The 23,131-nt window shown below is 62.7% G+C and carries 21 protein-coding genes; 10 read left to right on the top strand and 11 right to left on the bottom strand.

What is annotated here, in order from left to right; genetic code table 11:
• Positions 1 to 36: 36 nt before the first annotated feature.
• The 4 genes from C2L66_RS10785 to C2L66_RS10770 all read left to right on the top strand — a co-directional run bounded on the left by C2L66_RS10785 (position 37) and on the right by C2L66_RS10770 (position 4,516).
• Positions 37 to 2,526 carry an ABC transporter permease gene (locus C2L66_RS10785; protein WP_082670370.1) on the top strand — a complete coding sequence of 830 codons (2,490 nt, stop codon included), beginning with the start codon at positions 37 to 39 and terminating at the stop codon, positions 2,524 to 2,526.
• A 54-nt stretch (positions 2,527 to 2,580) separates the two neighbouring features.
• A complete protein-coding gene (locus C2L66_RS10780; protein WP_036003758.1) occupies positions 2,581 to 2,991 on the top strand; it encodes a group II truncated hemoglobin in 411 nt (136 codons plus the stop codon).
• 161 nt (positions 2,992 to 3,152) lie between these two features.
• Positions 3,153 to 3,884 (top strand): alanyl-tRNA editing protein, encoded by a 732-nt coding sequence (locus C2L66_RS10775; protein ID WP_060600175.1) that lies wholly within the window; start codon positions 3,153 to 3,155, stop codon positions 3,882 to 3,884.
• Positions 3,881 to 4,516 carry a DUF924 family protein gene (locus tag C2L66_RS10770; protein ID WP_060600177.1) on the top strand — a complete coding sequence of 212 codons (636 nt, stop codon included), beginning with the start codon at positions 3,881 to 3,883 and terminating at the stop codon, positions 4,514 to 4,516. The genes C2L66_RS10775 and C2L66_RS10770 overlap by 4 nt, the downstream gene beginning before the upstream one ends.
• Before the next feature lie 6 nt (positions 4,517 to 4,522).
• On the opposite strand, the gene C2L66_RS10765 is transcribed toward C2L66_RS10770, so the two are convergent.
• The 11 genes from C2L66_RS10765 to C2L66_RS10715 all read right to left on the bottom strand — a co-directional run bounded on the left by C2L66_RS10765 (position 4,523) and on the right by C2L66_RS10715 (position 15,137).
• Positions 4,523 to 5,269, bottom strand: a complete 747-nt coding sequence (locus tag C2L66_RS10765) for an SDR family oxidoreductase (RefSeq protein ID WP_054930052.1) — start codon at positions 5,267 to 5,269, stop codon at positions 4,523 to 4,525.
• 41 nt (positions 5,270 to 5,310) lie between these two features.
• Positions 5,311 to 5,895 (bottom strand): LOG family protein, encoded by a 585-nt coding sequence (locus C2L66_RS10760; RefSeq protein WP_060600178.1) that lies wholly within the window; start codon positions 5,893 to 5,895, stop codon positions 5,311 to 5,313.
• A 2-nt stretch (positions 5,896 to 5,897) separates the two neighbouring features.
• Complete coding sequence (locus tag C2L66_RS10755) at positions 5,898 to 6,614, bottom strand: TetR/AcrR family transcriptional regulator (protein ID WP_054930054.1); 717 nt, start codon at positions 6,612 to 6,614, stop codon at positions 5,898 to 5,900.
• Between the two features lie 354 nt (positions 6,615 to 6,968).
• On the bottom strand, positions 6,969 to 8,108 hold the full coding sequence (locus tag C2L66_RS10750) for an IS481 family transposase (RefSeq protein WP_060600163.1): 1,140 nt from the start codon (positions 8,106 to 8,108) through the stop codon (positions 6,969 to 6,971).
• A gap of 972 nt (positions 8,109 to 9,080) precedes the next feature.
• A complete protein-coding gene (locus tag C2L66_RS10745; RefSeq protein WP_082670330.1) occupies positions 9,081 to 9,791 on the bottom strand; it encodes a diacylglycerol kinase in 711 nt (236 codons plus the stop codon).
• A gap of 41 nt (positions 9,792 to 9,832) precedes the next feature.
• The gene (locus C2L66_RS10740) at positions 9,833 to 10,864 is read right to left on the bottom strand and encodes a glycosyltransferase family 4 protein (protein WP_060600180.1); all 1,032 of its coding nucleotides are present in this window, start codon (positions 10,862 to 10,864) and stop codon (positions 9,833 to 9,835) included.
• 32 nt (positions 10,865 to 10,896) lie between these two features.
• On the bottom strand, positions 10,897 to 11,838 hold the full coding sequence (locus C2L66_RS10735) for a UDP-2,3-diacylglucosamine diphosphatase (RefSeq protein WP_060600182.1): 942 nt from the start codon (positions 11,836 to 11,838) through the stop codon (positions 10,897 to 10,899).
• Between the two features lie 947 nt (positions 11,839 to 12,785).
• Positions 12,786 to 13,319 (bottom strand): RDD family protein, encoded by a 534-nt coding sequence (locus tag C2L66_RS10730; RefSeq protein ID WP_054930059.1) that lies wholly within the window; start codon positions 13,317 to 13,319, stop codon positions 12,786 to 12,788.
• Positions 13,320 to 13,372: 53 nt separating this feature from the next.
• Entirely contained in the window at positions 13,373 to 14,131 is a 759-nt protein-coding gene (locus tag C2L66_RS10725) for a DUF3106 domain-containing protein (protein ID WP_054930060.1), read from the bottom strand.
• Between the two features lie 17 nt (positions 14,132 to 14,148).
• A complete protein-coding gene (locus C2L66_RS10720) occupies positions 14,149 to 14,577 on the bottom strand; it encodes a DUF3619 family protein (RefSeq protein WP_060600184.1) in 429 nt (142 codons plus the stop codon).
• Complete coding sequence (locus C2L66_RS10715) at positions 14,574 to 15,137, bottom strand: RNA polymerase sigma factor (protein ID WP_036003788.1); 564 nt, start codon at positions 15,135 to 15,137, stop codon at positions 14,574 to 14,576. The genes C2L66_RS10720 and C2L66_RS10715 overlap by 4 nt, the downstream gene beginning before the upstream one ends.
• Positions 15,138 to 15,557: 420 nt before the next feature.
• On the opposite strand from C2L66_RS10715, the gene C2L66_RS10710 reads away from it, so the two are divergent.
• From C2L66_RS10710 to C2L66_RS10685, 6 genes are all read left to right on the top strand, one after another.
• A complete protein-coding gene (locus tag C2L66_RS10710) occupies positions 15,558 to 17,321 on the top strand; it encodes an acetolactate synthase 3 catalytic subunit (RefSeq protein WP_054930064.1) in 1,764 nt (587 codons plus the stop codon).
• A 111-nt stretch (positions 17,322 to 17,432) separates the two neighbouring features.
• Positions 17,433 to 17,924, top strand: coding sequence for an acetolactate synthase small subunit (gene ilvN / locus C2L66_RS10705; RefSeq protein WP_007588180.1), 492 nt, complete (start codon positions 17,433 to 17,435; stop codon positions 17,922 to 17,924).
• Positions 17,925 to 18,026: 102 nt separating this feature from the next.
• The gene (gene ilvC, locus C2L66_RS10700) at positions 18,027 to 19,043 is read left to right on the top strand and encodes a ketol-acid reductoisomerase (protein ID WP_007588179.1); all 1,017 of its coding nucleotides are present in this window, start codon (positions 18,027 to 18,029) and stop codon (positions 19,041 to 19,043) included.
• A gap of 124 nt (positions 19,044 to 19,167) precedes the next feature.
• Positions 19,168 to 19,806, top strand: coding sequence for a phosphatidylserine decarboxylase (locus tag C2L66_RS10695; protein WP_054930062.1), 639 nt, complete (start codon positions 19,168 to 19,170; stop codon positions 19,804 to 19,806).
• A 20-nt stretch (positions 19,807 to 19,826) separates the two neighbouring features.
• Positions 19,827 to 20,699, top strand: coding sequence for a CDP-diacylglycerol--serine O-phosphatidyltransferase (gene pssA, locus C2L66_RS10690; protein ID WP_036003794.1), 873 nt, complete (start codon positions 19,827 to 19,829; stop codon positions 20,697 to 20,699).
• A 706-nt stretch (positions 20,700 to 21,405) separates the two neighbouring features.
• The gene (locus C2L66_RS10685; protein WP_409372583.1) at positions 21,406 to 22,677 is read left to right on the top strand and encodes an IS256 family transposase; all 1,272 of its coding nucleotides are present in this window, start codon (positions 21,406 to 21,408) and stop codon (positions 22,675 to 22,677) included.
• Positions 22,678 to 23,131 lie beyond the last annotated feature (454 nt).

Genomic DNA, 23,131 nt, shown 5'->3' with positions numbered 1-23,131 from the left:
CTGTCGCTGGGTCATCTGCTGCATCAGTCGCTGCGCATGACGGCGCGCGACTGGCGCGCGGGCGAGCTGACCATGTTGCTGCTCGCGCTGGTACTGGCCGTCGCGGCGCTGTCTAGCGTCGGCTTTCTGGCCGACAGGTTGCATCAGGGACTCGAGCGCGATGCGCGGCGCATGATCGCCGCCGATTTCATCGTCCGCTCCGACCATCCCGTCGATCCGCAATTCGCTGACAAGGCCAAAGCGCTCGGCCTCGACACGGCGACGACGGCGATCTTCCCCAGCATGGTCAACTCGACCGTACCTACCCCCGTCTCCCGGCTCGCGGCGGTGAAGGCGGTGTCGGCGGGCTATCCGCTGCGCGGCGAACTGAAGATCGCGCTGGCGGCGGGCGCACCCGATCGCGAGGTGCGCGGCATCCCGCCGCCCGGCGAGGTGTGGGTCGACCAGCAGATGCTCGATGCGCTGAAAGCGCGCATCGGCGACAAGGTGAAAGTGGGTGGGCGCGATTTCACGATCGGCGCCTTGATCACACGCGAGCTGGATCGCGGCTTCGCGTTCGTCAATTTCTCGCCGCGCCTGATGATGCGCGCCGACGATCTCGCGTCGACGGGACTGACGGGCTACGGCAGCCGCGTCACGTACCGGCTGCTGGTGGCGGGCGGCGACGAGCCGGTCGCGGAATTTGCGAAGTGGGCGCACGAGCGCGTCGACAACGGCAAGATGCGCGGCTACGCGCTGGAGTCGTTGCAGGACGGCCAGCCGCAGGTGCGTCAGACGCTCGACCGTGCGAGCCACTTCCTCACGCTCGTGTCGCTGCTGACGGCGCTGCTTGCCGCCGTCGCGATCGCGATGGCCGCGCATCGCTACATGCGGCGGCATCTGGACAGCTGCGCGGCGATGCGCTGCCTCGGCGCAAGCCAGCGCACCTTGCGCGCGCTGTTCCTGTTCGAATTCGCGGGACTGGGTCTGGTCGGCGGGATGGCGGGCGTGGTGCTCGGCTTCGGCGGGCATCTCGCGCTGTTCTGGTGGCTTGGCAGTCTGATCGACGTGTCGTTGCCGTATCCGACTGTCTGGCCCGCGCTCGAGGGCATCGCCGCTGGTCTGGTGCTGCTGGTCGGTTTCGCGCTGCCGCCGCTGTTGCCGTTGACGCGTGTGCCGCCCGTGCGCGTGCTGCGCCGCGAGTGGGGCGAGGAAGGGCGCACCGCGTGGGCGGCGTACGCGCTCGGCATCGTGCTGTTCGCGGGGCTGTTGATTCTCGCCGCGGGTGAACTGAAGCTCGGCGGGATTGTCGCGGGGGGCTTCGCGGGCGGGCTGCTGCTGTTCGCACTGATCGCGCGTCTGGCGCTGTGGGGCGCCGCGCGCGTCGTGCGCAGCGAGCGGTTTCATATCGGCATTGGCTGGCGCTATGCGCTTGCGTCGCTGGAGCGCCGCGCGAATTCGAGCGCGCTGCAGATCACCGCGCTCGCGATCGGCCTGATGTGCCTGCTGCTGATCGCGATGACGCGCAACGATCTGATCGAAGGCTGGCAACGCTCGACGCCGCCCGACGCGCCGAACGAGTTCATCATCGACATCCAGCCCGATCAGCGCGATCTCGTCACGCACTATCTGTCGGCGCACGGTTTTCCCGGCGTCGAGCTTGCGCCGATGGTGCGCGGCCGCCTGATCGCGATCAACGGCAAGCCCGTCAATCCCGACGACTTCAAGAGCGAGGATGCGCGGCGGCTGGTGGATCGCGAGTTCAACCTGTCGTACACGACGCAGTTGCCGGACGACAACCGGATCGTATCGGGCGCGTGGTACGGCAACGCGACCACGCCGCAGATTTCGATCGAACAGGGCCTCGCGAAGATTCTCAAGGTGAAGGTCGGCGACACGCTGCGCTTCGACGTGACGGGCCTGCAGGTCGACGCGCCCGTGACGAGCGTGCGCAAGCTCGACTGGGGTTCGTTCAAGGTCAACTTCTTCGTCGTGATGCCGCCTGCCGCGCTGAAGGACTATCCGGCCACCTTCATCACGAGCTTCCATGTGCCGCCGGGGCAACGCGCCGTGATCGACGGGCTGATCGGCCAGTATCCGAATCTCACCGCGATCGACACCGCGCCCATTCTCGCGCAGGTGCAGCGCGTGATCGGCCAGGTGATCGGCGCCGTGCAGTTCCTGTTCGGCTTCACGCTGTTCGCGGGCGTGCTGGTGCTGTACGCCGCGCTCGCGGGCACGCGCGACGAGCGTATGCGAGAATCCGCGCTGCTGCGCGCGCTCGGCGCGTCGCACGCGCAGGTGCGTGCGGTGCAGGTCGCGGAGTTCGTCGTGGTCGGCGCTCTGTCGGGGCTGATGGCGGCGATCGGCTCGCAGCTGATCGGTTTCGTGCTCGCCTCGCGCGTGTTCGATTTTTCGATCAATTTCAACCCGTGGCTCCTGCCAGCGGGCGTTGCGGCGGGCGTGGTGTGCGCCGCCGTCGGCGGCTGGCTCAGCCTGCGGCATGTGCTGACGCGGCCCGCGCTGCAATCGTTGCGCGACGCGTGATCCGTGCGGCAGCGTCCGCCGCCGTGACATTCCTTTGACTGTGTAGTTGCCCGTATGACTGATCCGATTGACGAAGCGCCGTCGCAGCCGACCGCCTTCGAACTGGTGGGCGGCGAAGCGCGCGTGCGCGAGATCGTCGACCGTTTCTACGACCTGATGGACCTCGAAGCCGACTTCGCCGGTATCCGCAAGCTGCATCCGCCGACGCTCGACGGCTCGCGTGACAAGCTGTTCTGGTTCCTGTGCGGCTGGCTCGGCGGCCCGGATCATTACATCAGCCGCTTCGGCCATCCGCGTCTGCGCGCGCGGCATCTGCCGTTCCAGATTGCGTCGGTGGAACGCGATCAGTGGCTGCGCTGCATGGCGTGGGCGATGGAAGACGTCGGCCTGCCCGAGCCGCTGCGAGAGCGCCTGCTGCATTCGTTCTTCGATACGGCCGACTGGATGCGCAATCATCCCGGCTGACATGCTGCGCGACCGCGAGCGGAAGTGTCGCGCGTCGTAAAAGCGTCGTGCCAGAGCGACCGGTACAGTTCGGTCGGGAGCGCTTCGATCTGAACGCGGCGGGCGATGGCGGCATCGGCATAATGTCCGCTGGCTCGACACAGGCACAAAGGAGACTCCCCATGACGACGCGCGCGCTGTTTCGCGACGACGCCTATCTGACCCACTGCGACGCGACCATCACCGCGCTCGACGAGCAGGGCATCCATCTCGATCAAACCGTGTTCTATCCCCTTGGCGGCGGCCAGGCGGGCGACGCGGGCGTGTTGACGCTCGCCGACGGCACGCGTATCGAGATCGCTGACACACGTAAGGCGAAGTTCGAAGGCGCGACGCCTGACGACGCCGTCCACGTTCCCGCGCCTGGCCAGGAGGCGCTGCTCGCGCAGCTTGCCGTTGGCCGGAAGGTGACGGCGCAGATCGACTGGACGCGCCGCTACCGGCACATGCGCCTGCACACGGCGAGCCACCTGATGTGCGCGGTGCTGCCGTATCCCGTCGATGGCTGCAGCATCACGTCCGACTACGCGCGCCTCGACTTCGCGACTGTCGAGCCGATCGGGCGCGAACTCGTCGAAACGCGGCTCGCGGAGCTGGTGGGCGGCGCGCATGCCGTGGCGACGCAATGGATCACCGACGATGAAATGGCGGCGCGCCCCGAACTGGTCCGCACGATGAGCGTGAAGCCGCCGATGGGCCTCGGGCGCGTGCGGCTGCTGCGCATCGAAGGCGTCGATCTGCAGCCGTGCGGCGGGACGCATGTGCACAACACGGAAGAGATCGGTGCGCTGCGCGTCGCGAAGCTGGAAAAGAAAAGCGCGCGCACGCGGCGGCTCGTGCTGGAATTCGCATGAGCGTGCGCTTCGACGCGGCGGCGTATTCGCCGGAAGCGGACTACGCGGCACTCGATCCGACCGCGCGCGACGTGCTGGATTGCTGGTTCGGCACGCCGGGTTCGGACGGCTATGGCAAGGACCAGAAGCGCTGGTTCAAACGCAGCGACGCGTTCGACGCGATGCTGCGCGAGCGTTTCGGTGCGTCGATCGAAGCGGCGCTGGCGCATGAACTCGACGCATGGCTCGCGACGCCGCTCGGCTCGCTGGCGCTCGTGATCGTGCTCGACCAGTTCACGCGCAACTGTCATCGGCGCACGGCGCGCATGTACGACGGCGACGCGCAGGCGTTGAGCATCACGCGCCGCATGATCGAAGAGGGCAGCGACGTCCTGCTGCCGACCGTCTATCACCGCGCGTTCGCGTACATTCCGTTCGAGCACGTCGAGACGGTGGAAGGCCAGCGCGAAGGCGTGCGGCTTTACACGCTGCTCGAAGCACAGGGGCTGGACCCTTCGTATGCGCGCTCGGCTGTGCGACATGCACAGATTGTCGAGCGCTTCGGGCGCTTTCCGCATCGCAATGCGTTGCTCGGGCGTTCGTCGAGCGAGGAAGAGGTCGCGTTTTTGCGTGAGCCCGGGTCGTCGTTCTAGATCGGCTCAGCGGCCGGCGCTGACATCCAGCAGCGCGCCCGTCACATACGACGACGCATCGCTCAACAACCAGACGATCGCTTCGGCGACTTCGTCGGCCGTGCCCGGGCGGCCGAGCGGCGTCTGCACGCCGAGCACCGCGGCGCGGTCGGGACGGCCGCCGCTCGCGTGGATGTCGGTGTCGATCAGTCCGGGGCGCACCGCGTTCACGCGGATGCCCTGCGGGCCGAGTTCTTTCGCGAGGCCGATCGTCATTGTGTCGACTGCGCCTTTCGAGCCGGCGTAATCGACGTATTCGTTCGGCGAGCCGAGCCGCGACGCCGCCGACGACACATTCACGATCACGCCGCCATGTCCGCCGCGATCTTTCGACATGCGCCGCGCCGCCTCGCGCGCGCACAGATACGCGCCGTATACGTTGACGTCGAACATGCGCTTCAGGCGCGTGGCGTCCATGTTGGCGAGCGGCATGGAAGGCGCGACGATACCCGCGTTGTTGACGAGCGCGTCGATGCGGCCAAACGCATGCTCCACTGCATCGAACATCGCGATGACCTGGGCTTCGTCGGCGACGTCGCCCGCGATCAGGCGCGCGTGGCCGCCTGCGCGTCCGACTTCGGCGGCCGTCTGTCTGGCGGCCGCTTCATTGGTGGCATAGTTCACGCCGACCGACCAGCCGTGTGCACCGAGCATGCGGGCCGTCGCGCGGCCGATGCCGCGGCTCGCGCCCGTGATCAGAACCACTTTCGTCATGCTTGCCTCTCGCTATGCAGCAGGAAAGCGCTCGACGCGCATCACACGCGCTCGCGGTTGTCCGCCCACTTGTCGCTTGCGGGCGGCTGGTAGCGCTGCAGCTTCTGGATCAGAGCGGCGGGATCGCTGTCGACCTGCAGGATGTCGAAGTAGGTCTGGCGCATGAAGCCCTCCTGCACGGTGTGTTCGAGCATCGCGATCAACGGATCGTAGAAACCGTCGATGTTCAGCACGGCCACAGCTTTCTGATGATAGCCAAGCTGTGCCCACGTGTAGACCTCGAACAGCTCTTCGAGCGTGCCTGCACCGCCCGGCATCGCGACGAACGCGTCGGAGAGATCGGCCATCATCTTCTTGCGCTGATGCATGTCGGGCACGACGTGCAGTTCCGACAGGCCGTTGTGGCCGACTTCCTTGTTGACCAGCAGTTCTGGAATCACGCCGATCGCGCGGCCGCCGGCGGCCATCACTTCGTCGGCGATCACGCCCATCAGACCGACCTTGCCGCCGCCGTAGACGAGCGACAGGTTTGCCGCGACGAGCGCGCGTCCGAATGCTTTGGCGGCGTCGCGGTACAGCGGTTTGGCTCCGTTGGAGGAGCCGCAATAGACACAGACTGCCTTCATCGTTACCGGTCCTTCGATTCGTTGCGAGGTTCGCGCGGGGGCAGATAGTCGTAGAACTCGCGCTGCGGATGCTTGCCCGACACGAGGTCGTCGAACAGTTCGCGCGAGCGGCCACGCAGATACGGCGCCATCAGCGACACGATCTGCACGCTGACCTGATGCAGTTCGGCCTGGATTGCTTCCTGTTCGTTGTACTTGCGCGGATTCATGACGAACTGATACGACAGCCAGTAGGTCGCGATCACGCCGATATTGGTCGCGATGACCTTGAGTTCTTCGGGTGTCGCGACCATTTCGTTGTCGGCCACGAGTTGCTCGCAGAACTGGCTCGCGAAGCGCACCTTGTGGCTGATGATCTGCTTGAAGTGTGTTTCCAGCGTGCGGTTGCGTGCTAGCAGGTCGTTGAGGTCGCGATACAGGAAGCGGTAGCGCCATGTGAAATCGACCATGTACTGCAGATAGGACCACATTTCGTCGATGGTTGCGCGGTGGTCGTCCGGGAAACGCAGACGCTTTTCGATCTCCTGCTCGAACTGGCTGAAGATACTGTTGATGATGTCGTCTTTGTTGCGGAAGTGGTAGTACAGGTTGCCTGGACTGATTTCCATTTCCTCGGCGATCGTCGTCGTCGTGACGTTCGGCTCGCCGATCTCGTTGAAGAGCTTCAACGATAGCTCGAGAATCCGTTCGCGCGTGCGGCGGGGAGGTTTGGCTTCCATATCGTCCTTGGCGGGCTTGCTGCGCTGCCCGGGCTGGGGTTTTCGGGTTTTTGAGACTATCTTCTGGATTATAAACCGACCGTTCGATGGGTTTTGGTTCTCGATGTGGCTGGCTATTTGGTGTTTTTTTTTGTCTTGCGACGATCGTTTGGTTTGCTTGTGTTTGCGCTGGCATCCGCGGTTTGACTTCGCGCTTCGCTGGGCGGGGTGTTTGTCTATGCGCTGGCATCCGCGAATTGTTAGCGTGCTTCACGCGTCGCCCCTGTGCGGGGCGGCACCTACTTTTCTTTGCCGCCGTGTACAGACTGGAGACATGGTTGACACATGTACAGAGACATCGCTGACACATGATGGTCAGGGTTTTGCTGCCTTCAGGTCAAGTTTTGCGACCCGCTGATGGGCGAACCAGATGTCAATCACACCGTCTTCGTCCTCGCTCGGGCGGGCGGCCACCTGCAGCCCCTTGAGTGCGATCGAGAGCTTCAGTTTCTCGCCGCGCACGCGCACCACGCCGCTTGAGTTGACCCGTAAAACCGCGTCGCCGCAGCGGTATTCGGGCTCTGGCAGCCGCCCAGGCATCCTGCGCAGGCTGCACGCGTAGCGGGTGAGCGGCACCGCCATTCCCAGTGCCTCGTGCGGACGCTCGGTGTTGTACACCTGCCGCCAGCGATCCAGTTCCCGCTGCACGTGCTCGTGCGTGGTGAACGCATGCCGCTGCAACACTTCGGCCTTCAGCGAGCGGTGAAACCGTTCATCCTTGCCGTTGGTCTGCGGGTGATACGGCCGGCTATAGCTCACATGGATGCCCAGCCGGATCAGCCAGACCGCGAGCTCGGTGAGCTGGCCCGGCGCGCTGGGCGAGCCCCATGGCGCGCCGTTGTCGGTGTTGATGCACGAAGGCAGCCCGTAGCAGCGGAACGCCCGCTCCAGCGCTTCCTGCACGACCTGCGTGGTGGTGCGCGAGCAGGCGCTCAGCACGACGTTGTAGCGCGAGTGGTCATCGATGACCGTCAATGGCGCGCAGCGTCCGCTCTCCAGGGTCGGGAAGTCACCCTTGAAGTCCATCTGCCACAGCGAGTTCGGATACTCGTGCTCGAAGCGCTGCCAGTGCTGGCGCTGGCGCGACGCCTGTTCATCGATGAGCCCGTGACGGCGCAGGATCTCAGTGATCGTGGCGGGCGCGGGAATCTGTGTTTCGCCCAGATCGCGCAGGCGCTGGGCGATCTTGCGCCCGCCCCAGCCGTGCGCCTGGCGCATTTCGAGCACCCGCGCCTCGATGGTCTGCGCTGAGCGTTTGGGACTGTGATGCGGGCGGCGGGAGCGGTCGGCCAGGCCCTTGATGCCTTCCGCCCTGTGACGGGCCAGCCACTTGTAGCCGGTCTGGCGGGTGATCGTGTATTTGCGGCACAGTTCGCTGAACGCGAGCGCCTGTGTGGCGGCCTCACGGACGAAATCTTCGCGGCGATTCATGATGTCTTTTACATCCCAGGGCATGGTTGAAAATCCGGGCGTTTGATTACCCGAAAGTGTCAACGATGTCCCTGTACACCTGTCAGCGATGTCTCCAGTCTGTACACCGCCGCAAAGAAAAGTAGGCAAAAGAAAGCGGCTCACACCGCCAATTCTTGACGTTTACCCACGGGCCCCCAACGGCCCCGCACTTCACACACCAGTGGCCCTGGTTGGTGCCCGTTGCCAACGCTTCGAATGAACGCCTCACCCGCTTCAAATACCCGTACTCGGGCAAGCGGCAGCGAATCGTATGTGCCGCCCAGGTGGCAAACTGTGTGTAGGTTGTAGCGTCGTATAGGGTAGCGCTCTTACAGGGTGGAACACGTGTGCTATCGGTCCGGAGTGGTGCGCGTATGGCGCGAAGGCCTACACACAGTTTGCCACCTGGGCGGCTGTGGACTGCCCGGCAAGGCTTGCCGTGACGCGGGAACGTGAAGCGGGTGAGGCGCACCGCACGAGCGTTAGCAACGGACGTGGGTCACGTGGTTGCCGTGTGAAGTGTAAGAACCTGAAGGGGCCCTCAGGCAAGAACATGGGCTGGCGGTGTGAGCCGCTTTCTTTTGCCTACTTTTCTTTGCGGCGGCAAAGAAAAGTAGGTGCCGCCCCGCACAGGGGCAACGCGTGAAGCACGCTAACAACACGCGGATGCCAGCGCAAACACGGGCAAACGATCCGGCGTCGCCGACAACCAAAGAGTAGGTGCCGCCCCGCACAGGGGCGACGCGTGAAGCGAGCTAACGTAACGCGGATGCCAGCGAAAAGGCAAACACCCCGCCCAACGAAGCGCGAAGTCAACTCGCGGATGCCAGCGCAAAGCCCAGAACACCAAACAGCACAGCCCGCGCCACGAAGGCAAATCGCAGATGCCAAGACAAAGTCATAACGCGAATACCAGCGAAAACCAGGAGCAAACGCCCCAGCGTCGCAGACATAAAAAGAAAAGACTAACCGCGATTACATAGCCCGAACCCACCCACTCACCCAACGCACAACAAGCGGCCCAACAAGCAAACCCCACGTCATCACGCAGATAAAAAGCGCAACCATAACAGCAGCACTCCCAAGATCCTTGGCCCGCCGCGACAGTTCATGGCGTTCAAGCGAAATCCGATCAATAGCCGCCTCAACGCTCGAGTTGAGCAACTCGACAATCAGCACAAGAAACACAGATCCGAGCAACAGAACACGAGACACCGGCTCAACAGGCACCAAAACCCCGCAAGGCAAAAGAATCGCAGCCAACGTCAGCTCCTGCCGAAACGCACTCTCCTCACGAATCGCCACCCGAAACCCGGCAAACGAATTCTTCATCGCATGCCACGCACGAGTGATCCCGCGATTGCCCTTGTACGGATTGAAGGGCAGCGGTGCAAGCGGATCATCGGGACCCAATGGCTCAAGTGATTCCGGCGCATCGGTCGGCGCGCCATTCAGCGTGTCTTTACCGTCCGGCGCGGCATCGCGCGTAGTAGATGACATGGCAGAAACAGAAACAGCAGCAAACCCGGGCTCTCCAGCATACCGCGCTCGCGGCGCGCCGTCCTCGTGCATGTCATGCACTTCGTCGAACGGTTCGCCATACGGCTTCCCGTCCGACACGGCCGTCTTCGCGTCGCGCAGCGATTTCTGCGGATCGCGCAATGCGTTCGATTGTCTCGTTTGCATAGGCGTGGCGAGAAGTGAGGGCGCTTGCGCGTCGGGGCGGATCAGGCGGCAGCGCTTTCCTCGCGATAAGCGGAACGCGACAGCGGCTTCAGATGCGCAGCAAACTGCTCCGACGCAGCCGTCCACGAGAAACGCTCGGCCCACGCGCGCGCATCGTTGCGATCGATTTTCAGCGCCTGCAGGCACGCCTCGCGTAAGTCTTCGTGCATCGCGCCCGCGCCACCATCGCCGAGCACATCGATCGGACCCGTCACAGGATACGCCGCAACGGGCGTGCCGCACGCAAGCGCTTCGAGCAGCACGAGACCGAACGTGTCGGTCCTGCTCGGGAATACGAACACGTCGGCGGCCGCGTAGACCTTCGCGAGTTCGGCCTGCGTCAGCACGCCGAGATAGTTGGCGGCCGGATAGCGCGACTTCAGTTCCGCGAGCGCCGGGCCTTCGCCGCAGACCCACTTCGAGCCGGGCAGGTCGAGCTTCAGGAATGCCTCGACATTCTTCTCGACGGCGACGCGCCCGACGTACAGGAAAATCGGCCGCGCGGTGTTCAGCACTTTCGACTCCATCTGCCGGAAGATGTCGAGATCGACGCCGCGCGTCCATAACACGACGTTCGTGAAGCCGAACTTTTCCAGGTCGCTCTTGACGACGGGCGTGGGCGCCATCACGGCAAGCGACGCCTTATGAAACCAGTGCAGGAAGCGGTACGTCCACGCGACGGGCACGCCAAAGCGCGCCTCCACGTATTCTGGAAAGCGCGTGTGATAGGCCGTCGTGAACGGCAACTTGTGCTGGATCGCGTACGCGCGCGCAGCGAGCCCGAGCGGGCCTTCCGTGGCGATGTGCAGCGCGTCCGGCTGGAATTCGTCGATGCGCTTGCGCAGATGGCGTCGCGGCATCAGCGACAGACGGATCTCCGGATACGTCGGGCAGGGAATCGTCTTGAACTCGAGCGGCGTCAGCAGATCGACCTTGTGGCCGATCGCCGTCAGCTCGCGTGTCGTGTTCTTCAGCGTGCGAACGACGCCGTTGACCTGCGGTTCCCACGCATCGGTGACGATCATGATCTTCATGCGATTGACCCTCTTGTAGTGGTGGTGTGCGCTCACGCGGTGGCGCGGGCTTTCGTCGGGTTCGCTTCGGGCGAGCGCATCACGGTCCAGTAGACGACCTTCAGTTCGCCTTCGTAGGTCTCGACGAGCGCCGACAGGCTCTCGACCCAGTCGCCGTCGTTGCAATACAGCACGCCGTCGATCTCGCGGATCTCGGCCTTGTGAATGTGCCCGCACACGACGCCGTCGCAGCCGCGGCGGCGCGCTTCATCCGTCATGACGTTCTCGAACGCCGAGATGAAGTTCACTGCGTTCTTCACCTGATGCTTCAGGTACTGCGACAGCGACCAGTACTGAAAGCCGAGCTTGATGCGGATGCGGTTGAACCAGCGGTTCAGCACGAGAATCATCGTGTAGAGCGTGTCGCCGAGATACGCGAGCCACTTCGCGTGCTGGATCACGCCGTCGAACAGATCGCCGTGCACGATCCACAGGCGCTTGCCCTCCAGCGTCGTGTGGAACGCTTCGCCGCGCACGTGGATGTCGCCGAAGGCGAGATCGCAGAACTGGCGCGCGCCTTCGTCGTGATTGCCGGGGATGTACACGACCTGCGTGCCCTTGCGTGCCTTGCGCAGGATTTTCTGCACGACATCGTTGTGCGCCTGGGGCCAGTACCAGCCTTTCTTCAGCTGCCATCCGTCGATGATGTCGCCGACGAGATACAGGTACTCCGATTCGTTGTGGCGAAGAAAGTCGAGCAGATAGTTCGCCTGGCAGCCGCCGGAACCGAGATGAATGTCGGAGAGCCAGATGGTGCGATAGCGGTGCGAATTCTCGTGACCGTCGTCGTGATCGCTTTCGGTAGGTGTTGGCGTCACCGGCAGATGCGGGAGCGATGGCAGGCCAGCGGAGGGGGAGCGGGGGTCGAAAGCGACGGGATCGACGCTCGGGCCATTCTGGCGGAAGAGGGAAGTCGCGGACGTGTTGTTGTCCATGGCTCACGCGTCGAGTTGCAGTACTCGCATTGCGCCATTGCTGTGTGACCTGGCCGTGACATTCACGGGAAGTTCTTATTACGGAAGTTGTCGGGTTAGTGGCGCGGGATGCGGCGTTTGGTGTTCTGGCTTTTGCGCTGGCATCCGCGAGTTGATTTCGCGCTTCGTTGGTCGGGGTGTTTGCTTTTGCTTTCGCGGGCATCCGCGATTTGTTAGCGTGCTTCAGGCGTCGCCCCTGTGCGGGGCGGCACCTACTTTTCTTTGCCGCCGCAAAGAAAAGTAGGCAAAAGAAAGCGGCTCACACCGCCAATTCTTGACGTTTACCCACGGGCCCCCAACGTCCCCACGCCTCATGCGGCAGTGCCCTGGTTGCTGCCCGTTGCCAACGCTTCAAACAGATGCCTCACCCGCTTCAGGCACCCGTACATGAGCCAGCGGCAGCGAACGGCATGTGCCGCCCAGGTGGCAAACTGTGTGTAGGTTGTCGCGTCGTATAGGGTGGCGTTCTTACAGGGTGGGGCGCGTGCGCTATCGGTCCGGAGTGGTGCGCGTATGGCGCGAAAGCCGACACACAGTTTGCCACTTGGGCGGCCGCGGACTGTCTGGTGAGGCATGCTGAAACGCGGGGATATGAAGCGGGTGAGGCGCTCATTCAGAGCGTTGGCAACGGACGTGGGTCACGTGATTGCCGTGTGAAGTGTAAGAACCTGTGGGGGCCCTCAGGCAAGAAGAAATGTTGGCGGTGTGAGCCGCTTTCTTTTGCCTACTTTTCTTTGCGGCGGCAAAGAAAAGTAGGTGCCGCCCCGCACAGGGGCGACGCTTGAAGCGAGCTAACGAATCGCGGATGCCAGCGAAAAGGCAAATCGCGGATGCCAGCGCAAAAACCCAAAAACACCAAACCACAACGCAACAATCGACAGCGAAAAAAACCGCCGAAGGCAAAAAAATCACTTCGAAATCGAAACGACCTTAGTCCCCGCGATCCGGTCATGCAGAAACTGCCGGCTCACCCCAACCCTGCCGACGGCCGCATAAAAAACGAACCAAACCCCAGCAACAACCAGCGTCTGCGGCACCTTAAGACCAAAAATCGGATGCACCGCCAAAGGCGGCAAAAACCACAACCAGGCAAGCACATAACGCAACACAGCACGCGTCACGGAAAGCCTCCCGCCATCCTTGGCGGCCACCACCCGTAAGCGCCACGTCTTCATCGGCAGGGTCTGCCCGCCGTGTGTCCAGAACCAGACGAAGTACACGCCGACCACCAGCCCCACCCAGGCCGCGAGCCAGTTGTGATGTGTGAGCCCGTTGCGCTGCTGCGTGAGCGTGCTGAACAGATACCCCGCGAGGAACACCACGCCAAACAGCAGCACACCTTCGTACATCAGCGCGGCGAGCCGCCGGCGCACGGTCGGCGTCGAGGGTTCTGCGGATTCGGGCTGGAGCGGCACGGCTGCGGAGTCGACGGATGTGGACACAGGCTAGGCCTCGGTTGCCGTTGATGAGCCCGCGACGCAGGCTCGCAGAGGGATTATGAGCCGTTGAAGATGGACGGTGCGTCGGAGGGCGAAACAGGTGTCGGCGTGGCCGGCACGAAGCTGCCGGTGCCGGGAATGGCGGGCGCGCCGGGTGACGGCGCCGCGACGCCGGCGGACGCACCTGCCGTCGCAGGCGGCACAGGCACGCTCGCGAGCTTGTCCTTGCCGTTCACCAGCCGGTTGATGTCTTTGATCTCGGACTTGCCCGAAGGCGGCGCGCTGACGACGGTCGGCCGGCGCTTGTGCTCGCTTGCGGCGAGCTTTTGCTTCTGCTCTTCAGGCAACTGCTGGTACGCCTTCCACGCGTTTTGACGCGCCTCACGCGGCAGTTCTTTCGAGACCTGATAGTTCTCGCGCGCGACGCGCCGCTGCTCCGGCGTCATGCGCACCCACTCGGCCATGCGCTCGTGCAGTACTTTTTGCGCTTCCGGCGTCATCTTCGGATAACGCGACGCAATTTTCAGCCATTTGCGCTTGCGCTCCTCGCTGAAAGCGTCCCATTGCGCGGCAAACGGCGCGAGCGCGACGTGTTCGGCGTTCGACAGTTTCGACCACGCCAGCGGACTGGTCGAGATGGGCAAGCCCGGCAGTTCGACGGTCAACGCCGGCGCGGCTGCCTTCGCGGGTGCACCGCTGGCGGGCGCCGCGGCGGGCGTGGGCGTCGGGTAGAAGCGCGGATAGGTGGCGGCGAATGACACCAGGGCTGCAATCACGCATCCGGACACAACGGCAAGGCCGCGCTTGTAACTCACCCGTCAACTCTCCCCGGTCAGTGGTTGCGCGTCAGGTACGCGTTGAACCCGTGATCGAGATAGGCATTGAGCGGCAGGTCGTCGCTCAGCATGGCGGCATCGATATCGGCGAGCTCGGCCGTGCGCTGGTGGTCTTCCCACCACGCGACGCCCGCGAGTCCGATCACCAGCGCGAGCACCGGCCAGGCGAGCGCGAGTTTGCGCAGGCGCGGCAGGCGGCGCGAAGGTTCCGGTTGCGGCATCTGGGCAAGCGTCCCCGCGCCGACGAACACGGGCGCGAAAGCAGGCGCCTGCACGGCTTCAGGCTTCTTGCGAGCGAGTGCGGCACGGCGCGCAGCGGCGAGCCGGTCGGTCGTGGCGGGCGGAATGCGGGCAGCGTTTTCGTCGAGCGCGCGCCGAAGCTGCAGCGCAAACTCGAGTTCTTTTGTTTCGGGAGCGGAGCTCATAGCGTGATTCCTTTGGCCCTGAGCGCTTGCGCCAGCGTGTGCGTGGCCCGTGAGCAGTGCGTCTTCACACTGCCTTCCGAGCAGCCCATCGCAGCGGCAGTCTCAGCGACATCCATATCTTCCCAGTAACGCATCAGAAACGCCTCCCGTTGACGAGCCGGCAACTTTTGGATTTCGTCGTCGATCAACTGCAGGACCTGTTCGCGTTCGAGCCGCTGCTCGCTGCTCTCCACGCCCGTCGAGCCGTCCTGGCTTTCAAATGTTTCCAGCGGATCGAAGTCTTCGTCGTCGGCACTGCCCAGCGATGAGAACAGGCTCACCCAGGTATTGCGCACCTTCTGCCGACGGAAATAGTCGTGCATCGCATTCTGGAGAATACGCTGAAACAAAAGCGGCAGTTCAGCAGGAGGACGGTCGCCGTATTTTTCGGCGAGCTTGATCATCGCGTCCTGCACGATGTCGAGCGACGCGTCGTCGTCCCGCACGGCGTAGACCGTCTGCTTGAACGCGCGCCTTTCGACGCCCGCCAGAAAATCGGCGAGTTCCTTGTCTGATGCCATCCGTTGGGGGTCGGCGCAGCGAGTGTGCGCGGAATCGGTCGAAAAATGTCGTAAAACTCGCGGATGCTAACAAACTTTCACCCGAGCCGGGGAAAAACGCGGCAGGCTTTTGCCATGCATCGAGCTTCGAACGCGAAATATGCCATTTCCGTCAAGGCAACCGCAAGCCGTACGTAACGCATGTGTAAAACGGTCGAAAATGGACGATGAAACGCCGGACGCCGTCAATCATGGAAATATTTGCTTGACCATCGGACGTATCGTAGATATCGTCTACGGTTCGCAACATAAGTGACTTGTCTCATTTGAGGTTGGCCCAAGAAGCCTTCCTGTCAAACTGGACGCGCCGCTTGAACCCGAGCCACAAGCCCGGCAGAGAGCACCCGATCAATTTTTTGCCGAAAATTCGAAAGGTGAATGATGAATATGCCCAGCGCGGAATTCTCCACGTCGGATACCACCCCCCATCACGAAGCTGACTCTATCGGCGCCACCGTGCTCATGAAGGCACTGGCCGACGAAGACGTCGAATTCGTCTGGGGCTATCCCGGCGGCTCGGTACTCTACATCTACGACGAGCTTTACAAGCAGGACAAATTCCAGCACGTTCTCGTGCGCCACGAGCAGGCCGCGGTTCACGCCGCCGACGCCTATGCGCGCTCGACCGGCAAGGTCGGCGTCTGCCTCGTGACTTCCGGCCCGGGCGTCACCAACGCGGTGACGGGCATCGCAACGGCCTATATGGACTCGATCCCGATGGTGATCATCAGCGGCCAGGTGCCGACTGCTGCGATCGGTCAGGATGCGTTCCAGGAGTGCGATACCGTCGGCATCACGCGCCCCTGCGTGAAGCACAACTTCCTCGTGAAGGACGTGCGCGATCTCGCCGCCACCGTCAAGAAAGCTTTCTATATCGCCCGTACCGGCCGTCCCGGCCCGGTGCTGATCGACATTCCGAAAGACGTGTCGAAGGCGGCTTGCCAGTACGAACCGCTCAAAAGCGTGTCGCTGCGCTCGTACAACCCCGTCACGAAGGGGCACTCGGGGCAGATCCGCAAGGCCGTCGCGCTGCTTTTGTCGGCGAAGCGCCCGTATATCTACACGGGCGGCGGCATTATCCTCGCGGATGCATCGCGCGAGCTGAACCAGTTCGCCGATCTGCTCGGTTATCCCGTCACGAACACGTTGATGGGGCTGGGCGGCTATCGCGCGTCGGACAAGAAATTCCTCGGCATGCTCGGCATGCACGGCACGTACGAAGCCAACATGGCGATGCAGCACTGCGACGTGCTGATCGCGATCGGCGCGCGTTTCGACGACCGCGTGATCGGCGACCCGGCGCACTTCTCGTCGCGTCCGCGCAAGATCATTCACATCGACATCGACCCTTCGTCGATTTCGAAGCGCGTGAAGGTGGACATCCCCATCGTCGGCGATGTGAAGGAAGTGCTGAAGGAACTGATCGAGCAGCTGCAAACGGCCGAGCATGGCCCCGACACCGCGGCGCTTGCCGACTGGTGGAAGGAAATCGAAGGCTGGCGCTCGAAAGACTGTCTCAAGTTCGACCGCAAGAGCGAGATCATCAAGCCGCAATACGTGGTCGAAAAGCTGTGGGAACTGACGGACGGCAACGCGTTCGTCTGTTCGGACGTCGGCCAGCACCAGATGTGGGCCGCGCAGTTCTACCGTTTCAACAAGCCGCGCCGCTGGATCAACTCGGGCGGTCTCGGCACGATGGGCTTCGGCCTGCCGGCAGCAATGGGCGTCAAGATGGCGCATCCGGATGACGACGTCGTCTGTATCACGGGCGAAGGTTCGATCCAGATGTGCATCCAGGAACTGTCCACCTGCAAGCAGTACGACACGCCCGTCAAGATCATTTCGCTCAACAACCGCTATCTGGGCATGGTGCGCCAGTGGCAGCAGATCGAATACAGCAAGCGCTATTCGCATTCGTACATGGATGCGCTGCCCGACTTCGTGAAGCTCGCCGAAGCGTACGGCCACGTCGGCATGCGGATCGAAAAGACCGCTGACGTGGAACCGGCGCTGAAAGAAGCACTGCGCCTGAAAGATCGCACGGTGTTTCTCGACTTCCAGACCGATCCGACCGAAAACGTCTGGCCGATGGTTCAGGCCGGCAAGGGCATCACGGAGATGCTCCTCGGATCGGAAGATCTATAACGAGCGCGTTTTGGCGCCGGCTCCGTCATGCACATCTCCACAAAAGATGAGCGCGGACGGAGCGGTGCAAATCGCACGCATCGCATACATCGATATCTGGAAGAAGCGAACATGAGACACATTATTTCCGTTCTGCTGGAAAACGAACCGGGCGCGCTGTCGCGCGTGGTCGGCCTGTTCTCCGCACGCGGCTACAACATCGAAACCTTGACGGTGGCGCCGACCGAAGACCGTTCGCTGTCGCGCATGACCATCGTTTCCATTGGCTCGGACGACGTGATCGAACAGATCACGAAGCATCTGAACCGCCTGATCGAGGTGGTGAAAGTGGTCGACCTGACAGAGGGCGCCCACATCGAGCGCGAGCTGATGCTGATCAAGGTGAGGGCGGTCGGCAAGGAACGTGAGGAGATGAAGCGGATGTCGGATATTTTCCGCGGCCGCATCATCGACGTCACCGAAAAGACCTACACGATCGAACTGACGGGCGCGAGCGAGAAGCTCGACGCGTTCATCGAAGGGCTCGACGCCACCGCGATTCTCGAAACGGTCCGCACGGGCGGTTCGGGCATCGGACGCGGCGAGCGTATCCTGAAGGTTTAACGACCCGGCAACATCGGTTCGATCCGCGCCGGGCGTTGCGTCAAGCGCCCGGCCCAAGCACTACACACGCAACATTTTTCTGAATTTCGCCAAGGAACAGACATGAAAGTTTTCTACGACAAGGACGCCGACCTCTCCCTCATCAAAGGCAAGCAGGTCACCATCATCGGCTATGGCTCGCAAGGCCATGCTCACGCGCTGAACCTGAAGGAAAGCGGCGTGAACGTCACGGTCGGTCTGCGCAAGGGCGGCGCATCGTGGAGCAAGGCTGAGAACGCAGGCCTGACGGTCAAGGAAGTGGCGGAAGCCGTGAAGGGCGCCGACGTCGTCATGATGCTGCTGCCCGACGAGCAGATCGCCGAAGTCTACGCAAAGGAAGTGCACGGCAACGCCAAGCAGGGCGCAGCGCTGGCATTCGCGCACGGCTTCAACGTGCATTACGGCCAGGTGATCCCGCGCGCTGACCTCGACGTCATCATGATCGCGCCGAAGGCTCCCGGCCACACGGTGCGCGGTACGTACTCGCAAGGTGGCGGCGTGCCGCACCTGATCGCGGTCGCGCAAGACAAGTCGGGCGCAGCGCGCGACATCGCGTTGTCGTACGCAGCGGCGAACGGCGGTGGCCGTGCCGGCATCATCGAAACCAACTTCCGTGAAGAAACGGAAACGGACCTGTTCGGCGAGCAGGCTGTCCTGTGCGGCGGTACGGTCGACCTGATCAAGGCCGGCTTCGAAACGCTGGTCGAAGCGGGTTACGCGCCGGAAATGGCGTACTTCGAGTGCCTGCACGAACTGAAGCTGATCGTCGACCTGATCTACGAAGGCGGCATCGCCAACATGAACTATTCAATCTCGAACAACGCCGAGTACGGCGAGTACGTGACGGGTCCGCGCATCATCACGGACGAGACGAAGAAGGTCATGAAGGAAGTCCTGAAGGACATCCAGACGGGCGAGTACGCGAAGAGCTTCATCATTGAAAACCGCGCTGGCGCGCCGACGCTGCAATCGCGTCGCCGTATCACGGCCGAGCACCAGATCGAGCAGGTCGGCTCGAAGCTGCGCGCGATGATGCCGTGGATCGCGAAGAACAAGCTGGTCGATCAGTCGAAGAACTAATCTGCCTGTTTTTCTTCCTCCGGCGCACGAAATGCGCCGGAAGCGTCAAAAAGCCGTCCAGGTGTGCTGAACCCTGGACGGCTTTTGCTATCCTACGGTTTTCAAAAAGACTGAACCCAACCTTATGAATTACCCTCATCCGATCATCGCGCGCGAAGGCTGGCCGTTCATTGCCATCGCGGCCGTCGTTGCGTTGTTGATCCACTTCATCGCAGGGTTCGGCATTGCCTGGATTTTCTGGCTGTTGCTCATCTTCGTCGTGCAGTTCTTCCGCGACCCTGCGCGGCCCATTCCGACGCAGGCCAACGCGGTGCTGTGCCCGGCCGACGGCCGCATCGTCGCTGTCGAAACCACGCATGATCCGTACGCAAACCGTGAAGCGCTGAAGATCAGCGTGTTCATGAACGTGTTCAACGTGCACTCGCAGCGCTCGCCGGTCGATGGTGCGATCTCGAAGGTCGAATATTTTCCGGGTGCGTATCTGAACGCTGCGGTCGACAAGGCGTCGACGGAAAACGAACGCAACGCGGTCGTGATCGAAACGGCGAGCGGCGCGACGGTGACGTCGGTGCAGATCGCGGGCCTGATCGCACGGCGCATTCTCTGCTACGTCAGGGCGGGCGAGCCGCTCACGCGCGGCCAGCGCTACGGCTTCATCCGGTTCGGTTCACGCGTGGACGTATATCTGCCCGTGGGCAGCCGCCCGCGTGTGTCGATCGGCGAGAAGGTCTCGGCTTCGTCCACGGTTCTGGCTGAACTATAAAGCGGCACAGGGAGGGTTCGATGGCCGCATTCAAACCGCGTCGTCCTCGTAGCAGCGGTGCGCCGCAGCCGCGACCGTTCAGGCGCAACAAGCCGTCCGTGGTAACGGAATCCGTGATCGACAGCCGGCGCGCCGCGCGGCAGCAGTTTCTGCGCAAGCGCGGGATTTACCTGCTGCCCAATGCGTTCACGACGGCGGCGCTTTTCTGCGGGTTCTTCGCCGTCGTACAGGCGATGAACGTGCGCTTCGAAGTCGCCGCGATTGCGATTTTTGTCGCGATGGTGCTCGATGGCATGGACGGGCGCGTTGCGCGCATGACGCATACGCAGAGCGCATTTGGGGAGCAGTTCGACAGTCTGTCGGATATGGTGTCGTTCGGCGTTGCGCCGGCGCTTGTGATGTATGAGTGGATTCTGAAGGATCTCGGGCGCTGGGGCTGGCTCGCGGCGTTCGTTTATTGCTCGGGGGCGGCGCTTCGGCTGGCGCGGTTCAATACGAATATTGGTGTTGTCGATAAGCGGTTCTTCCAGGGTATGCCGAGCCCGGCTGCGGCTGCGTTGATCGCTGGTTTTGTCTGGCTTGCTACGGATAATCGCGTGCCTTTGAAACTGGTCTGGTTGCCTTGGGTTGCCTTTGCTTTGACCATCTACGCGGGCGTGACCATGGTGTCGAATGCGCCGTTCTACAGCGGCAAGGCGCTGGATGTGCGACATCGCGTGCCGTTTGCGGCGATTCTGCTCGTGGTGGTCGCGTTTGTGCTGGTTTCTTCTGATCCGCCTTTGATGCTGTTTGGGCTGTTTGTGCTTTATGGCCTGTCGGGGTATGTGTTTTGGGCGTATCGCGTCGTGAGAGGGATGGGGAATCCGGCTCGTTCCTCGCAGCGGCCTGGTTAGTGGTGGGTTTTGGTTTTTTTTCTGTCTGCGACGCTGGGGTGGTTTGCTTGCGCTTGCGCTTGCGTTTGCGTTGATGCTTTGCGCGCGGTGCTGGTCGGGGTGTTTTGCTTTTGCACTGGCATCCGCGCATTGTTAGCGTGCTTCACGCGTCGCCCCTGTGCGGGGCGGCACCTACTTTTCTTTGCCGCCGCAAAGAAAAGTAGGCAAAAGAAAGCGGCTCACACCGCCAATTCTTGACCTTTGCCCACGGGCCCCCAACGTCCCCACACTTCACACGCGAGTGCCCGGTTACTGCTCGTTGCCAACGCTTCGAATGAACGCCTCACCCACTTCAAACACCCGTACATGAGCCAGCGGCAGCGAATGGTATGCGCCGCCCAGGTGGCAAACTGTGTGTAGGTTGTCGCGTCGTATAGGGTGGCGCTCTTACAGGGTGGGGCGCGTGCGCAATCGGTCTGGCGTGAAGCGTGTGGAGCACCGAGGGCCGACACACAGTTTGCCACCTGGGCGGCCGTGGACTGGCTGGCGCGGCGTGCCGTGACGCGGGTGCGTGAAGCGGGTGAGGCGCATCGCAAGAGCGTTGGCAACGAGCGCGAACAGGAAAGTTGCCGTGTGAAGTGTAAGAACCTGTGGGGGCCCTCAGGCAAGAAGGGCCTATCCGTCATTTTGTGGGCGAGGCATATCATGAGAGGTAAAAGTCATGGATATGCCAATGAAGAAGAAACGCACGGTGGCGTCTCAGGCAGCGGCCCGAGGGCCGCTGCCTGAACTGCCCAAAGCACTGCTGGACGAGCTGGTCAAGGGGCCGATGACGCCGACCGAGGTGCAGGATCTGATGCTGGCGTTTAACAAGGCGATTATCGAACGCGCGATGGGTGCGGAGATGAATCTGCATCTGGGGTATCCACCGGGCGAATCCAAACCCGCTGGCCAGGCCAACGAGCGCAACGGCGCCAGCCGCAAGACGGTCATCACCGATCGTGGCGTCGTCCGGGTCGAGTTGCCGCGCGACCGCGACGGCAGCTTCGAGCCGATCCTGATCCCCAAACACGAACGCCGCTTCACCGGCTTTGACGAGCGCATCATCGCGATGTACGCGCGTGGCATGAGCGTGCGCGAGATCCAGGCCTTTCTGGCCGAGAGCTACGGCACCGAGGTGTCGCCCGATTTCATCAGCTCGGTCACCGACGAGGTGATGGCCGAAACGCTGGCCTGGCAGAACCGTCCGCTCGAGACGATGTATCCGGTGGTCTTCTTCGACGCGTTGCGGGTCAAGATCCGCGATGACGGTGTGGTCAGCAACAAGGCGGTGTATCTGGCTCTGGGCATTCAGGCGGACGGCCAGCGCGATGTGCTGGGCCTGTGGATTGAGCAGACCGAGGGCGCGAAGTTCTGGCTCAAGGTGTTCAACGAACTCAAGACCCGCGGCTGCCAGGACATCCTGATTGCGGTCGTTGACGGCCTGAAGGGGCTGACCGACGCGATCGGCGCAGCTTACCCGAAGACGGCGGTGCAGACCTGCATCGTGCATCTGATCCGCAACAGCCTGGAATACGCTGGCTGGAAGGACCGCAAGGCTGTCGCCCAGGCGCTGCGTCCGATCTACGCAGCTGCCAGCGAAGAGGCAGCGAAGCAGGCTCTGCAGGCCTTTGCTGATGGGCCATGGGGCGCGAAATACCCGACTATCGTGCAGTCCTGGCAGCGCGCCTGGGAGCACGTCACGCCGTTCTTCGTGTTTCCACCCGAGATCCGGCGGGTCGTGTACACCACGAACGCCATTGAGAGTCTGAACATGCAGTTGCGCAAGATCATCAAGACCCGCGGTCACTTCCCCAATGACGAGGCTGCAATCAAGCTACTCTGGCTGGCATTGCGCAACGTCCTGGCCAAAAACGTGCGCTCAGCCTTCGACTGGAAGTCAGCCATGAACCAGTTTGCTATTCTGTTTGGCGATCGATTTACGCAGGCGCGCGGCTAACGATTCCTTTAACCGCCTCGCCCACAAAAATGCGGACAGGCTCGGCAAGAAGAAATGTTGGCGGTGTGAGCCGCTTTCTTTTGCCTACTTTTCTTTGCGGCGGCAAAGAAAAGTAGGTGCCGCCCCGCACAGGGGCGACGCGTGAAGCGCGCTAACAATTCGCGGATGCCAGCGCAAAGCCCGAAACCGTCGATGCCAGCGCAAAACCCGAAACCGCGGATGCCAGCGCAAAGCCCAAAAACGCAAACGGCGCATCCCGCGCCATCCCGCTCACGCAGCAAAAACCCCAAAAACCAAACCCCCCAGACCCAAACCCCAAAAAGCCCGTCCCGCAGGGCCCCCAATTGCACGTTTCCGGCATTGCCGCTATAGTCTCTGGCATGGCACTTTCCAAGTTCCCCTTCCTGTCTCTTCAAGCCGGCAAGCTACTACGCTCGCTAGCTCTAGCGCGCCT

It is taken from the genome of Paraburkholderia caribensis (assembly GCF_002902945.1).
Classification (GTDB): domain Bacteria; phylum Pseudomonadota; class Gammaproteobacteria; order Burkholderiales; family Burkholderiaceae; genus Paraburkholderia; species Paraburkholderia caribensis.
The sequence above is the reverse complement of the archived record's forward strand: the minus strand, read 5'-3'. Positions and strand labels throughout refer to the sequence as shown.

Excerpts from the sequence above, each read along its gene's own strand:
- C2L66_RS10740 (WP_060600180.1), bottom strand. The coding sequence starts at position 10,864 with ATGAAGATCATGATCGTCACCGATGCGTGGGAACCGCAGGTCAACGGC.
- C2L66_RS10720 (WP_060600184.1), bottom strand. The coding sequence starts at position 14,577 with ATGAGCTCCGCTCCCGAAACAAAAGAACTCGAGTTTGCGCTGCAGCTT.
- C2L66_RS10780 (WP_036003758.1), top strand. The coding sequence starts at position 2,581 with ATGACTGATCCGATTGACGAAGCGCCGTCGCAGCCGACCGCCTTCGAA.
- C2L66_RS10715 (WP_036003788.1), bottom strand. The coding sequence starts at position 15,137 with ATGGCATCAGACAAGGAACTCGCCGATTTTCTGGCGGGCGTCGAAAGG.
- C2L66_RS10755 (WP_054930054.1), bottom strand. The coding sequence starts at position 6,614 with ATGGAAGCCAAACCTCCCCGCCGCACGCGCGAACGGATTCTCGAGCTA.
- C2L66_RS10695 (WP_054930062.1), top strand. The coding sequence starts at position 19,168 with ATGAATTACCCTCATCCGATCATCGCGCGCGAAGGCTGGCCGTTCATT.
- C2L66_RS10765 (WP_054930052.1), bottom strand. The coding sequence starts at position 5,269 with ATGACGAAAGTGGTTCTGATCACGGGCGCGAGCCGCGGCATCGGCCGC.
- C2L66_RS10760 (WP_060600178.1), bottom strand. The coding sequence starts at position 5,895 with ATGAAGGCAGTCTGTGTCTATTGCGGCTCCTCCAACGGAGCCAAACCG.
- pssA (WP_036003794.1), top strand. The coding sequence starts at position 19,827 with ATGGCCGCATTCAAACCGCGTCGTCCTCGTAGCAGCGGTGCGCCGCAG.
- C2L66_RS10735 (WP_060600182.1), bottom strand. The coding sequence starts at position 11,838 with ATGGACAACAACACGTCCGCGACTTCCCTCTTCCGCCAGAATGGCCCG.
- C2L66_RS10750 (WP_060600163.1), bottom strand. The coding sequence starts at position 8,108 with ATGCCCTGGGATGTAAAAGACATCATGAATCGCCGCGAAGATTTCGTC.
- C2L66_RS10745 (WP_082670330.1), bottom strand. The coding sequence starts at position 9,791 with ATGCAAACGAGACAATCGAACGCATTGCGCGATCCGCAGAAATCGCTG.
- C2L66_RS10685 (WP_409372583.1), top strand. The coding sequence starts at position 21,406 with ATGCCAATGAAGAAGAAACGCACGGTGGCGTCTCAGGCAGCGGCCCGA.
- C2L66_RS10770 (WP_060600177.1), top strand. The coding sequence starts at position 3,881 with ATGAGCGTGCGCTTCGACGCGGCGGCGTATTCGCCGGAAGCGGACTAC.
- ilvN (WP_007588180.1), top strand. The coding sequence starts at position 17,433 with ATGAGACACATTATTTCCGTTCTGCTGGAAAACGAACCGGGCGCGCTG.
- ilvC (WP_007588179.1), top strand. The coding sequence starts at position 18,027 with ATGAAAGTTTTCTACGACAAGGACGCCGACCTCTCCCTCATCAAAGGC.
- C2L66_RS10785 (WP_082670370.1), top strand. The coding sequence starts at position 37 with ATGACGGCGCGCGACTGGCGCGCGGGCGAGCTGACCATGTTGCTGCTC.
- C2L66_RS10710 (WP_054930064.1), top strand. The coding sequence starts at position 15,558 with ATGAATATGCCCAGCGCGGAATTCTCCACGTCGGATACCACCCCCCAT.
- C2L66_RS10775 (WP_060600175.1), top strand. The coding sequence starts at position 3,153 with ATGACGACGCGCGCGCTGTTTCGCGACGACGCCTATCTGACCCACTGC.